Raw genomic sequence first — 12,553 nt, forward strand, 5'->3', positions numbered from 1 at the left:
CTGACGAGACCGGCGCTCCCTGTGCGGGCGTCCTGCTCCCGCACTTGCGCCGCCGACAGTACAGCGTCGGTGGGCTGTCAACAATCGCCGAAGCAGCCCCGGGCGGCGCTGGGCTGCCGGGGTCTTCAGGTTGTGATGGAAGCGATCGCCGCCCGGGATCAGCCGGGCGGCAGCAGAGTGTCGACGGCTATTTCTTCGGCCGGATCGCGTCCGCGGTGCCTTGGATGAAGGCCTGGATCTTCACCACGTCGGCTTCGGTCAGCTTGCCGGTGAAGTCCGGCATGCCCTTGTCGCGGAACGGCCCCTTGAACACGATGTCCTTGAGGTGAGCGATCCGCTCGGTGGTCGAGTAGCCGAGGTTCTTGACGTTGCCGCCGCGGTCGACGCCGGGCACGCCGTGGCAGGTGGCGCAAGCGGCGACGTAGATCGCCGTCCCCTCCGCGACGTCCTTCGGATCGTACTCGATGCCAGTGAGCAGATTGCCCATCTGATACTTGGCGAACTCCGGCATCTTGGCCTTGCCGCCGACCGCGAAGGTGTACACCGTGCCCGGCGCCTCGGTCTCGGTGGCGCGGGCGCTGATGCCGAACACGCCGCCCCAGCCGACCGCGATCGAGACGTACTGCACGCCGTCGACCATGTAGGTCGCAGGCGCCGCCACTGCGCCGGTACCGAGCGGGCTCTCCCACAGCTTCTCGCCGGTCTTGGCGTTGTAGGCCACGAAGCGGCCGTCAGCCGTGCCCTGGAATACGAGGTTGCCCGCGGTGGTCAGCGTGCCGCCATTCCACGGCGAGACGTATTCGGCGCGCCAGGCTTCCTTCTGCTGCACCGGGTCCCACGCCACCAGCCGGCCGAACGGCAGGTTCTTCGGCGGCACCGCGTTCAGCGTGAAGCCGACATTCCAGCCCGTGGTCGAGCCGAACTTGAACGGCTCCATCTTGTTCTGAGTCAGCGCCTTCTCGCCGGTGAGATTGATCGGCACGCCCTGCGCCGGCAGGTACACCAGACCGGTCTGCGGATTGAACGACATCGGGTGCCAGTTGTGCGCGCCATACGGCCCCGGGATCGCGTCGAACGGTTTGTCCGCGGAGCGCGCTTCCGGCACTTCAATCGGCCGGCCGCTCGAGTCATAGCCGGTCGCCCAGTTCACATCGACGAAGTTCTTCGCCGAGATGAACTGACCGTTGGTGCGGTCGATCACGAAGAAGAAGCCGTTCTTCGGCGCGTGCAGGATCACCTTGCGCGGCTTGCCGTCGATCGCAATGTCCGCGAGGATCATCGGCTGGGTCGAGGTGTAGTCCCAGTTGTCGCCGGGCGTCTCCTGATAGTGCCAGACGTATTTGCCGGTGTCGGCGTTCAGCGCTACGATCGACGCCAGATATAGGTTGTCGCCGCCCGCCGGGCTGCGCAGGTTGCGATTCCATGGCGAGCCGTTGCCGGTGCCGACATAGATCAGGTTGAGATCGGGATCGAACGTGATGGTGTCCCACGCCGTGCCGCCGCCGCCATTCTCCCACCATTTGCCGGCCGGGTCCCAGGTCTTGGCGGCCTTCTCCATCGACTCGTCTTCGAAAGGCTTGCTCGGATCGCCCGGCACCGTGAACCAGCGCCACGCCTGCTTGCCGGTCTCGGCATCATAGGCGGTGACGTAACCGCGCGCGCCGTATTCGGCGCCGCCATTGCCGATCACCACCTTGCCGTTGAACACCCGCGGCGCACCGGTGATGGTGTAGGAATGTTCGTGATCGATCAGCGTGTCGATCTCCCACGCCTTGTTGCCGGTTGCGGCATCGAGCGCGATCAGCCGGCCGTCATAGGCACCGACGAACACCTTGCCCTTGTACAGCGCGACACCGCGGTTCACGACGTCGCAGCAACCGCGATAACCCTTGGAGTGATCGACCTTGGGATCGAAGGTCCACAGCTTCTTGCCGGTGCGGGTGTCGATCGCATGCACAACGCTCCACGACGCCGTGACGTACATGATGCCGTCGACCACCACCGGCGTCGCTTCGACGCCGCGCTCGGAGCCGAGGCTGTAGCTCCATTGCAGGCCGAGCTGTTTGACGTTGTCGGCGTTGATCTGGTCGAGCTTGCTGAAGCGGGTCTCGGCGTAGTCGAGGCCGTAGCTCGGCCAGTCCTTGGTGGTCTTGGCGTTGGCGACGATCGCCGCGCTGTCGACCGCACCTGTCACCGCGCGGATATGCGCGGCGGAGCCTTTGGCGTCTTGCGCGATGGCGATCGCCGGCGACAGCAGCGCGGCCATCAGCGCCGCGGCGCCGAGACGCCTCGCAGCTAATCGTATCGCTGGATGTTGGACAGGTCGGTGCGCAGTCCGCACCGCGTCAGCAGGCTTCCTCATGCATTCGCTCCCTACACGGCCTCTTGCCGGGCCGAGCGGAAGTGTTGCGCGCAGTCGAGAGAGCGTCAACCAGAATGCGGACGAGATGCAGACGCAGTTATGATCTCGCAATGCAATGCGCGGCGCGCTGCATTGCGATGCCGCGGCTGCGAACTACGCGCCGGAGAATTCGAACAGCTCGCCGTCGTAACCGGCTTCCGCCGGAATCCGCAGCAAACGCTTGTCGCCGTCCTTGGTCATGATCGGCAGCACGGTCACAATGCTCTGTGCACGTGCGTGATCGAGTGCTGCGGCGACGCTCGGCTGCTGGCCGAGCCGGATCAGATTGCGGGTGGTCGGAAACGGCAGCGTGAAGCGCCCGCTGTCGCCACCGTCGAGCGCTTCACGCGGCGACAGCCAGATCGAATCGGTGGTCTCCCCGCCGTCGTGCATGCCGAGCTGTTCGGGCGGCGCCTCGGCTAGGAAGAACCAGGTGTCGAACCGCTTCGGCAGCTTCTCCGGCGTGATCCAGTGCGCGTAAGGCACCAGCAGATCGAGCGCCAGCACCAGTTCATTGTCGACCAGGATCTGCGCAAACGCGAGGCTGCCGTCACACAGCGCCTTGCGATGCGCCGCCTCGATCTCGGCGGCGCGGCTGGCGGCGACCAGCGCGTCGCTGCCACGCGGCCGCGCCAGCAGGATGCCGCTTTCCTCGAAGGTTTCGCGGATCGCCGCAATCCGGAATTCCAGCGCCGGACCGACCGATCCGTCGACACCGGCATACAGCTCCGGCCGCCCGACGATGGCGCGGTCGCCGGCATCGACGCTGCCGCCGGGGAACACCAGCGCCCCGGAAGCAAACTCGACCTGATAATTCCGAACCATCATGAACACGTCGAAGCCGGCCGCGGCCTGACGCAACAGCACAATGGTCGATGCGGGACGCGCGGCAGCTTCAACGGTCATGGTGTTACTCCGCAGCTTTGCTGCGCGGTTCGAGATCGGCGCGTTTGTCGACCCGCGCCAGCCGCGACAGCAGATAATCGACTTCTTCGCGTGCCGTGTCGGTCAGGCTCGCGCCCGGCTTGCGCTGTGCGCTCGACGACAACAGCCCGCGCTTCTTCAGCACGTATTTGCGAACCGACAGGCCGACGCCCTGCTGATGCTCGTAGCGGATCAGCGGCAGATGCGCGTCGAACAGGTTATGCGCGAGATCGCGCTGCCCGGCCTTCGACAGCTTGACGACATCCACCAGCATGTCCGGGAAGCAGTAGCCGGTCATCGCGCCGTCGGCGCCGCGCTCCATCTCGAAATCCAGGAACAGGCCGCCATTGCCGCACAGGATCGACAGCGGGCGAAGCGATCCGTCTTTCTGGAAGCCGCGCAGCGTGGTGATCTTCTCGAGCCCCGGCCAGTCCTCGTGCTTCAGCATCACGCAGGATGCGCTGTCCATGACGATCTGCCGGATCACCTTCGGGGTCATCACCACCGACAGCGTCAGCGGATAATCCTGCAGCACCCAGGGCACGTCATCGCCGATCGCCTCGGTGGCCTGGCGGAAATAGGTGGTGATCTGCTCGTCGGTGCGCAGCGATGGCGGCGGCGCAATCATGACGCCGGCCGCGCCCGCATCCATCGACAGCCGCGCCAGCCGGCGCATCGCGGCGAAGCCCGGCGCCGAGACGCCGACGATCGTCTGCATCGACTTGGCGCGCTTGATGAAGCGGGTCGCCACCGCCTCGGCCTCGACCGCATCGAGCTTCGGCGCCTCACCGAGGATGCCGAGCACGGTGACGCCCTCACAGCCGACCTCCGCGTAGAAATCGGTCAGACGATCGATCGAAACGTCGTCGATCTTGCCGTCGTCGTGGAACGGGGTCGGCGCGATGGCGAAGGTGCCTGCGGCTTCCGGGGTGAGCTTCATGAAGTGGGCCTTTCGATGGGTTTCACCGATGCCGGCAGGTCGAGCTGCGCAGCACCGGCGCTCGCCGCCGGGTGTTCCCCGGGCGGCGCCGCACGGCGCCCGTTCAGCGCGGGCGCCCGGCCGCCTTGATAGCCTCTTCCGAAAAGAAAATCTCCCCGGCGTGGGTCACAATGTCCTCCGCCGACCAGGCGTCGTGCGGCGGCTTCCAGCCGTCCATCTCCATCAGCTTCATCTCGCGCACCCCGCGCGGGCCGGAGACGCCGAGCACCTTGCCGGTCTGATCGCCGGACAGGCCGGAGACCATGTAGAGCACCGCCGGGGCGATCCCTTCCGGCGTCAGCGCCGCGCCCGGGTTCTCGCGGTAGCGCGGCAGGTCCTCGGTCATCCGGGTCAGCGCGCCCGGCGCCAAAGTCCAGATCCGGATGTTGTATTTGCGGCCCTCGATCGCCAGCACGTTGGAGAGGCCCCAGATGCCGCCCTTCGCGGCGCCATAGTTGCTCTGGCCGAAATTGCCGAGCAGGCCCGACGTCGACGAGGTGTTGACGATGACGCCGCCGCCATTGTCCTTCATCCATTTGAACACCGGCTGGGTGACGCAGAACGTGCCCTTGAGGTGCACCTTCATCACCTTGTCCCAGTTCGCCTCCGAGACCTTGGCAAAGGTCTGGTCGAGCAGGATGCCGGCGTTGTTGACCAGGATATCGGCGCGGCCGAAATGCTTGATGGCGTCGTCGAACACCGACTGCCCGCCGGCCATCGTCGAGATGTCGGCGGTGTTGGCGACCGCGCGGCCGCCTGCGGCCTTGATGGCGTCGACCACCTGCTGCGCCATGCCGGCGTCGGAGCCCGAACCGTCCCGCGGTCCGCCGAGATCGTTGACCACAACCGCGGCGCCTTCGCGCGCGAACAGCTTGGCGTAGGCCTCACCCAGCCCGCCGCCCGCCCCGGTGATCAACGCCACCTTGCCGTCGAGCAATCCCATCGCGTCCTCCCGTTGTTGCTGCGCGCTGACCGCGTCTGTTGTCGTCATTGCCAGGCTCGACCCGGCAATCCATCTTGTTCGAAGCGATGGATGCCCGGATCAAGTCCGGGCATGACGCATCACTCGGAATAAGCGTCCTTTTCCACTCAGCCCAGCACCGTCCGGCCGCTCTTGATCACCGTGACGTTGCGCGCCTTCACTCGCGCTTCGAACGAAATCACGTTGCCGTCCTTCCACATGTCCATGGTGACGGTCTCGCCCGGATACACCGGCGAAGAGAACCGCACCGCATGCTGCCGGAATGCCGACGCGTCGTAATCGGCGTAGGTCTGCAGCACGCCGCGGCAGGTCAGGCCGTAGGTGCACATGCCGTGCAGGATCGGGCGCGGGAAACCGGCCTTCTGCGCAAACTCGGGATCGGAATGCAGCGGATTGCGGTCGCCGCACAGCCGGTAGATCAAAGCCTGGTCCGGCCGGGTCGAGATGTCGACGCTGCGATCGGGAGCACGGTCCGGCATCTTGTGCGGCTCGGGCTGCTCCAGCGCCGGGCCGCCAAAGCCGCCGTCGCCGCGGGCGAAGCGCGACGCCAGCAGCGTCGCCAGGGCCTCACCGGCCTCGTCGCGCAGGATGGTCTGGTGACGGATCACCACGCCCTTGTCCTTGCCCTTGTCGTACACCTCGACGACGCTGGAATCGGCGGTGATGTTGGCCGCCACCGGCATCGGCCGGTGGAAGGTGATGTCACGCTCGCCATCGACCACCAGCAGCCGGTTGAGATTCATCTCGCCCGGCCCTGCGCCCCACGCCGCGACCGACGCAAATGTCGGCACCACCTTCAACGGACGCTCGGTGTAGGTCGCCTCGTTGACGAAGCCGAGCTCCTTCTCGTCCATCGGATCGGCGCCCATGCCGATGCCATAGGCGTACAGCATCACGTCGCGATCGGTGTAGGCGTATTTCTGGCCGACACTCTTCAGCGCCATCAGTTCGTCATAACGGGCCGACATCGGCTTCTCCTTTGTTTATCTCTTTGACGAAAAACCGGCCTCCCCGTCATTGCGAGGAGCGAAGCGACGAAGTAATCCACATGCGCCATACGCGGCGCTGGATTGCTTCGCTTCGCTCGCAATGACGCGGCTAGGCCACCGTAAAGAACGGCAGCGGTGCGCCGCCGTCGCTGGGCTTGAACACCACCTTGACCTTGGTGCCGATCTTCAACGATGCGAAATCGCAGTCGACGAAGTTGGTCAGCACCGACGGGCCTTCCTTCAGCGTGACGTAGCCGATCGCGTAAGGACCGGTCGGCGATTTGCGCATCAGGCTGTAGCTGTAGATCTCGCCCTCACCCTTGCTCTCTTCCCACACCGTCTGGTCGGAGAAGCAGAACGGGCACAGCGCGCGCGGGAAATAATGCGCTTCGCCGCAAGCGGTGCACCGCTTGATCAGCAGCTTGCCTTCGGTCGCCGCATCCCAGAACGGCTTGGTTTCGGCGTTGCCCTGAGGCGCGGGATATTTCACGGGGCTGTTCATCACACGCGCTCCAGAATGCAGGTCGAGGCGGCGTGGCGGATGCCGAGCATGCCGCCGGTGCCATGAGCGATCGCGAGATCGCAGTTCGGCACCTGCACCTTGGGATGCGCCTCACCGCGGAGCTGCCGCACGGCTTCGAGCAGCTTGGTCATGCCGCCGCGATTGACCGGGTGGTTGCTGCACAAACCGCCGCCATCGGTGTTGAACGGCAGCTTGCCGACGCCCGAGATCAGGTTGCCGTCGGCGACGAACTTGCCGCCCTGCCCCTTTTCGCAGAAGCCGAGATCTTCGAGCTGCATCAGCACCGTGATAGTGAAGCTGTCGTAGATCGAGGCGTACTTGATGTCCTTCGGCGTGACGCCGGCCATCTCGAACGCCGGCGGCGCGGACCACACGCCGGCCGAATAGGTCAGATCGAGGTTGTGGCCACCGCGCGGCCCCTTGATCGCCTCGCCGGCGCCGATCATCCGCACCAGCGGCTTCTTCAGGCTGCGCGCGATCTCCTCGGTGGTGACGATCAGCGCACCGCCGCCGTCGGTGACGACGCAGCAATCCATCCGGTGCAGCGGATCGGCGATCAGCGGCGAGTTCAGCACGTCCTCGACGGTGACGACGTCGCGCAGCATCGCGTGCTCGTTGTACTGCGCATGATGCGAGGCCGCGACTTTGATCCAGGCGAGCTGTTCGGACGTGGTGCCGTACTGGTGCATGTGACGCGCGGCGCACATCGCATAGACGTTGTGCGTGGTGGCGCCATAGGCCAGTTCGAAGTCACCTTCGGCGCCGACCGGACGCGGCGGCAGCGCGCCGGTCCGCGGCTTGCCGGCCAGCGTGATCAGCGCGACCGAGCAGCGGCCAGCGGCGATCGCCTCCGCGGCATGGCCGAGATGCACCAGATAGGAGCAGCCGCCGGTGTCGGTCGAATCGAAATGGCGAACCTTGAGGCCGAGATAATCGACCATCGCCATCACGCCGCCGGGCGCGTCTCCGGCGCAGAAGTAGCCGTCGATGTCGGCCTTGGTCAGGCCGGCGTCGTCGAGCGCACCTTTGGCGACTTCGGCGTGGAGCTGGGCGATGGATTTATCGGGCGCGTGGCGCGTGGGATGTTCGTAGATGCCGGCAATGTAAGCCTTGCCTCTTATTGTCAACGCAGTTCTCCGCTGGCGTTTGGTCGGACGGTTTTTGTGACCGCTCCAAGCGACCTTGGCAAGCGTGTTCGCGCGCGGGGACAATTACCACGTCGCGGAATGTCTTGAGGCCGCATCGTCACAGTGAGCCAGAGGGAAAGACCTCTCCGTCATTGCGAGCGAAGCGAAGCAATCCAAGGCCCAATGCACCGGGCTGCTGGATTGCTTCGTCGCTGCGCTCCTCGCAATGACGCGGATAAACTGTGAACGACCTACTCCGCCGCCATCTGCCGTGGCGGCGCGGGTTGCGGGTCGCGTAGATTGGCGCGGAGTTCGGCGAACCGCGGCGCGGTGTCGTCCACCGACTTCTGCTTGATCGGGCCGTAGCCGCGAATCCGGTCCGGCATCGCGAGCAGCTCCACCGCGGTGTCGATCGTCGCCGGCGACAGATGCTGCAGCACGCTGGCGACGTCCGCCTCGTAGTCGGCGATCAACTTCCGCTCCAGCTTGCGCTCCGGATGATAGCCGAACGGATCGAGCGGCGTGCCGCGCAGGAAGCTGAACTTCGCCATCGTCCGGAACACTGGCCGCATCGCCTCGCCGAACTGCCGCTTCTTCGGCCGGCCGGTGAGATCGACACCGGGCAGGATCGGCGGCGCGAGGTTGAAGCTGATCTTGTAGTCGCCTTCGAACTGGTCGCGGATCTGCTGTTCAAAGCCCGGCTCGGTCAGCAGCCGCGCCACTTCGTATTCGTCCTTATAGGCGAGCAGCTTGGCGTAGTTCAGCGCCACCGCACGTGGCAGCGCCTCGCCGTAGCCGCCGGCCTCCGCGGCGCTGCGCACCTTGGCAACCAGATCAGCGTAGCGCTTGGCGAGCCGCCTGCCCTGATACGAGGTGAGCAGCGCGCTGCGATGCGCGATGATCTCGTCCAGCGACATCTCGCCCTGGGTCTTGCCGACCGTCGTATGATCGGCGCCGTGCAGCAGCGAGGCCAGCCGTGCCGGGTCGGCGGCCGCAAGCCGGCCGAGCCTGAACGCCTGGGTGTTCATCTTGATCGACACGCCGTTGAGTTCGATCGCCTGCTCGATCGCAGTCGCCGACAGCGGCAGCAGACCCTGCTGATAGGCGAAGCCCATCATCATCATGTTGGTGGCGATCGAGTCGCCGAGCAGCGTCTCGGCCGCCTTGGTGAAGTCCAGGAACGCCGAGTCCTTGCGCAGCGCCGCTTCGAGCACGCTGTTGACCTTGCGGGTCTGGAAATCGAAGTCGCGGTTGCGGATGAAGTCGGCGATCGGGATCAGATGGGTGTTGACGACGCCATGGGTGCGGCCGGCTTCGCACAGCGACAGCGTCTCCTTGGAGATCGCCATCACCTCGTCGGCGACGATCAGCACGTCGGCGGTGCCGGTGACGATCCGCGAACAGGTGACGTCCTCCGGCTTGTCCGACAGCCGGACGTGGCTGAGCACCGCGCCGCCCTTCTGCGCCAGGCCCGACATGTCGAGGATCATCGACGCCTTGCCTTCGATATGCGCCGCCATGCCGAGCAGCGCGCCGATCGTCAGCACGCCGGTGCCGCCGACGCCGCCGACCGCGACGTTGTACGGCTTATCCAGCCCCGGTCGCGTCGCCGGCTCCGGCAACGAGCCCAGGTCGCCGAGGTCGACCGCCGCGCGCTTGCGCAGCTTGCCGCCGTCGATGGTGATGAAGGACGGGCAGAAGCCCTTGAGGCAGGAATAGTCCTTGTTGCAGGTTGACTGGTTGATGGCGCGCTTGCGGCCCAGCTCGGTCTCGAGCGGCTCGACCGAGATGCAGTTCGACTGCACCGAGCAATCGCCGCAGCCTTCGCACACCGCGGCATTGATCATCACCCGGCGCGCCGGATCTTCCATCAGGCCGCGCTTGCGGCGGCGGCGCTTCTCGGCCGCGCAGGTCTGCACGAACACGATCGCGGACGCGCCCTTGATCTCGCGGCATTCCTTCATCACCGCGTCGAGCTCGTCGCGGTGGCGCAGATGCACGCCCGGCGCGATGGTGTCGGCCGGATAGGCCTCGGGATTTTCGGAGACCAGATAGATCTCGCGGATGCCTTCGGAATGCAGCTGGTAGGTGATCTGCTGCGGCGACAGATCGCCGTCGTGACGCTGACCGCCGGTCATCGCCACCGCATCGTTGTAAAGGATCTTGTAGGTGATGTTCGCCTTCGAGGCGATCGACTGCCGGATCGCGAGGCTGCCGGAATGGAAGTAAGTGCCGTCGCCGATATTGGCGAAGATGTGCTTCTCGTCGGTGAACGGCGCGATGCCGACCCACGGCACGCCCTCGCCGCCCATATGAGTGAAGGTCTCGGTCGAACGATCCATCCACAGCGACATGAAGTGACAGCCGATGCCGGCGAGCGCGCGGCTGCCTTCCGGCACCTTGGTCGAGGTGTTGTGCGGACAGCCCGAGCAGAAATACGGCGTGCGCGCGATCGGCACCACCGCCTGGACCTGCGAGGCGTCGCGGCCATGGAACCAGTCGGCCTTGGCACGCAGCATCTCGGCGATCGTCGGGTCGATCTCCATTGCCAGCAGCCGGTCGACCATCGAAGTCGCCACCTTGGCGACGCTCAGCTCCTCGGCAAACGGCAGGAAGCGATGGTTGCGGTCGTCCATCTTGCCGATCACGCGCGGCCGCTCGCGCATCCCGAACAGCAGCTGCTTGACCTGGTTCTCGACGATCTCGCGCCGCTCTTCGACGACGAAGATCTCTTCGAGCCCGCGCGCGAATTCCTGCACGCCTTCCGGCTCCAGCGGCCACGGCATGCCGATCTTGTACAGCCGCAGGCCGATCCGGGCGGCGACCTGCTCGTCGACGCCGAGTTCGCGCAGCGCCTGGCGCACGTCCTCATAGCTCTTGCCTGACGCCATGATGCCGAACCGCGCGTTCGGCGAATCCATGGTGATGCGGTTGACCTTGTTGGCGCGGGCGAACGCGATCGCGGCGAAGCCCTTGTAGTCCTGCAGCCGTCGGTCCTGGTCGTAACGATCATCCGGCCAGCGCAGATTGAGTCCGCCCGGCGGCATCTCGAAGTCGGTCGGAATCACGAACGGCTTCATCTCGTCGGCGAGATTGATCTCCGCGGTGGTCTCCACCGTCTCGGTGATCACCTTCATGCCGACCCAGCAGCCGGAGTAGCGCGACATCGCGATGCCGAGCAGCCCCATCTCGATCATCTCGTGGATCGACGACGGATACAGATACGGCATCAAGGCCGCGATGAAGGCATGGTCGGACTGATGCGGCACCGTCGACGACTTGGCGCCGTGATCGTCGCCTGCGAGACACAGCACGCCGCCGTGCTTGGCCGAACCCGCGGCGTTGGCATGGCGGAACACGTCGCCGCAGCGGTCGACGCCCGGGCCCTTGCCGTACCAGATCCCGGTGACGCCGTCGTACTTCGCGCCGGGCGACAGATTGAGCTGCTGCGTGCCCCAGATCGCGGTGGCGGCGAGGTCTTCGTTCACGCCCGGCTGGAATTTGACGTTGTACTGTTCGAGGTGATGGCGCGCGGCGACGAGCTGCTGATCGTAGCCGCCGAGCGGCGAGCCGCGATAGCCGGTGACGAAGCCGGCGGTGTTGAGGCCGGCCGCGCGGTCGCGCCGGACCTGCGCCATCGGCAGCCGCACCAGCGCCTGGATGCCGGTGAGGAAGACGTGTCCTGAGTGCTGCGTGTATTTCTGATCGAGACTGATCGGTCCCTGGTCGATTCCCATCCGGCCCTCGCGAAAGGCATTGGACCGCAAGGGCCATTCGGCCGCTGAAGCGGTCTCTGTTTCGAAACAGTCTAAGCTGGTTTTTCCGCCTCGCGCACCACAAAAAGCCGCGCGTTCAAGGCATTCCGCCTGTTCGCATTTTGATGTCTCAAAAGCCGCATCCCGCTTGCATGAAGTGCCGCCACGTCGCGGCTCGGCGAACGATCATGTCCGGTGCACCGCAACACGTTCCATCCTTGGTGATCTTGATTCGGCCGGGGAACCAAGGGCGGCGCGGGAACGGAAGGTTAGGCGATGGATTGGTGGAGGAAGCCGAAAGGAGGACTCCATGGCGCAACGCAATCCCGACGATCCCTACCGGCGCGACACGGCGCCCGACGATCCCCGCACGCCGTCACAGCTGGATGCGCAGTTGCAGGCCGATCCGGAGATGCGCGAAGGCCCGGTGACGTCCGGCCGGCTCGCGCTGTTCGCCGTCGCGATCGTGCTGGTGTTCGCCGCCGTGTTCTATGGCATGAGCGGGCCGTCGACCGATCCGAACAATCCCTCGGTCGCGACCCAGACCTCACCGCCGCCCCCAGGCCAGACCGATGCGCACAACGCGCCTCCGGTGCCGCCCGGCGTTCGCGACGTGACGCCTCGCGGCGCCGATCCGAACGCCCAGAACGGCGTCACCACCGGCGCAGCCCCCGCTCCCCGCGCGGCCCCCAGCAGCGGCAACGCCAACTAACAGCTCGCTCGCAACTTCACCGTGAGCAGATGCGGCGAACGGCGCAAGTCATTCGCCGCATCGCTGTGTCCGTCAGCGTGCAGACGAGTGCGGCTGCATTCATGCCGTGTTCAGACCGAATCGGCTAAACGAAATCTGGGGACGAATAACACGCGGGCTGC

At 65.8% G+C, this 12,553-nt stretch carries 9 protein-coding genes; 1 reads left to right on the plus strand and 8 read right to left on the minus strand.

The window, feature by feature from the left end; translation table 11 throughout:
* Positions 1 to 187: 187 nt before the first annotated feature.
* The 8 genes from LRC39_RS16365 to LRC39_RS16400 form a co-directional block, all read right to left on the minus strand.
* The gene (locus tag LRC39_RS16365; protein WP_346294970.1) at positions 188 to 2,362 is read right to left on the minus strand and encodes a PQQ-dependent dehydrogenase, methanol/ethanol family; all 2,175 of its coding nucleotides are present in this window, start codon (positions 2,360 to 2,362) and stop codon (positions 188 to 190) included.
* Between the two features lie 153 nt (positions 2,363 to 2,515).
* Positions 2,516 to 3,307, minus strand: coding sequence for an NUDIX hydrolase (locus LRC39_RS16370; protein ID WP_346294971.1), 792 nt, complete (start codon positions 3,305 to 3,307; stop codon positions 2,516 to 2,518).
* 4 nt (positions 3,308 to 3,311) lie between these two features.
* A complete protein-coding gene (locus tag LRC39_RS16375) occupies positions 3,312 to 4,265 on the minus strand; it encodes a dihydrodipicolinate synthase family protein (protein WP_346294972.1) in 954 nt (317 codons plus the stop codon).
* A gap of 103 nt (positions 4,266 to 4,368) precedes the next feature.
* Positions 4,369 to 5,247, minus strand: coding sequence for an SDR family oxidoreductase (locus tag LRC39_RS16380; RefSeq protein WP_346297521.1), 879 nt, complete (start codon positions 5,245 to 5,247; stop codon positions 4,369 to 4,371).
* A gap of 146 nt (positions 5,248 to 5,393) precedes the next feature.
* Entirely contained in the window at positions 5,394 to 6,254 is an 861-nt protein-coding gene (locus LRC39_RS16385; protein WP_346294973.1) for a MaoC family dehydratase, read from the minus strand.
* Positions 6,255 to 6,384: 130 nt separating this feature from the next.
* Entirely contained in the window at positions 6,385 to 6,777 is a 393-nt protein-coding gene (locus LRC39_RS16390; RefSeq protein WP_107356098.1) for a Zn-ribbon domain-containing OB-fold protein, read from the minus strand.
* Positions 6,777 to 7,925 carry a thiolase domain-containing protein gene (locus LRC39_RS16395; RefSeq protein WP_011158739.1) on the minus strand — a complete coding sequence of 383 codons (1,149 nt, stop codon included), beginning with the start codon at positions 7,923 to 7,925 and terminating at the stop codon, positions 6,777 to 6,779. Before LRC39_RS16395 ends, LRC39_RS16390 begins: the two co-directional genes overlap by 1 nt.
* Positions 7,926 to 8,176: 251 nt before the next feature.
* Positions 8,177 to 11,662, minus strand: a complete 3,486-nt coding sequence (locus LRC39_RS16400) for an indolepyruvate ferredoxin oxidoreductase family protein (RefSeq protein WP_346294974.1) — start codon at positions 11,660 to 11,662, stop codon at positions 8,177 to 8,179.
* A 328-nt stretch (positions 11,663 to 11,990) separates the two neighbouring features.
* On the opposite strand from LRC39_RS16400, the gene LRC39_RS16405 reads away from it, so the two are divergent.
* Positions 11,991 to 12,392 (plus strand): hypothetical protein, encoded by a 402-nt coding sequence (locus LRC39_RS16405; protein WP_119019173.1) that lies wholly within the window; start codon positions 11,991 to 11,993, stop codon positions 12,390 to 12,392.
* Positions 12,393 to 12,553 lie beyond the last annotated feature (161 nt).

It is taken from the genome of Rhodopseudomonas sp. P1 (genome assembly GCF_039642825.1).
Classification (GTDB): domain Bacteria; phylum Pseudomonadota; class Alphaproteobacteria; order Rhizobiales; family Xanthobacteraceae; genus Rhodopseudomonas; species Rhodopseudomonas palustris_H.

What these genes read in the sequence shown, in the direction of transcription:
- LRC39_RS16365 (WP_346294970.1), bottom strand. Translation starts at nt 2,362, where the DNA reads ATGAGGAAGCCTGCTGACGCGGTGCGGACTGCGCACCGACCTGTCCAA.
- LRC39_RS16370 (WP_346294971.1), bottom strand. Translation starts at nt 3,307, where the DNA reads ATGACCGTTGAAGCTGCCGCGCGTCCCGCATCGACCATTGTGCTGTTG.
- LRC39_RS16375 (WP_346294972.1), bottom strand. Translation starts at nt 4,265, where the DNA reads ATGAAGCTCACCCCGGAAGCCGCAGGCACCTTCGCCATCGCGCCGACC.
- LRC39_RS16380 (WP_346297521.1), bottom strand. Translation starts at nt 5,247, where the DNA reads ATGGGATTGCTCGACGGCAAGGTGGCGTTGATCACCGGGGCGGGCGGC.
- LRC39_RS16385 (WP_346294973.1), bottom strand. Translation starts at nt 6,254, where the DNA reads ATGTCGGCCCGTTATGACGAACTGATGGCGCTGAAGAGTGTCGGCCAG.
- LRC39_RS16390 (WP_107356098.1), bottom strand. Translation starts at nt 6,777, where the DNA reads ATGAACAGCCCCGTGAAATATCCCGCGCCTCAGGGCAACGCCGAAACC.
- LRC39_RS16400 (WP_346294974.1), bottom strand. Translation starts at nt 11,662, where the DNA reads ATGGGAATCGACCAGGGACCGATCAGTCTCGATCAGAAATACACGCAG.
- LRC39_RS16405 (WP_119019173.1), top strand. Translation starts at nt 11,991, where the DNA reads ATGGCGCAACGCAATCCCGACGATCCCTACCGGCGCGACACGGCGCCC.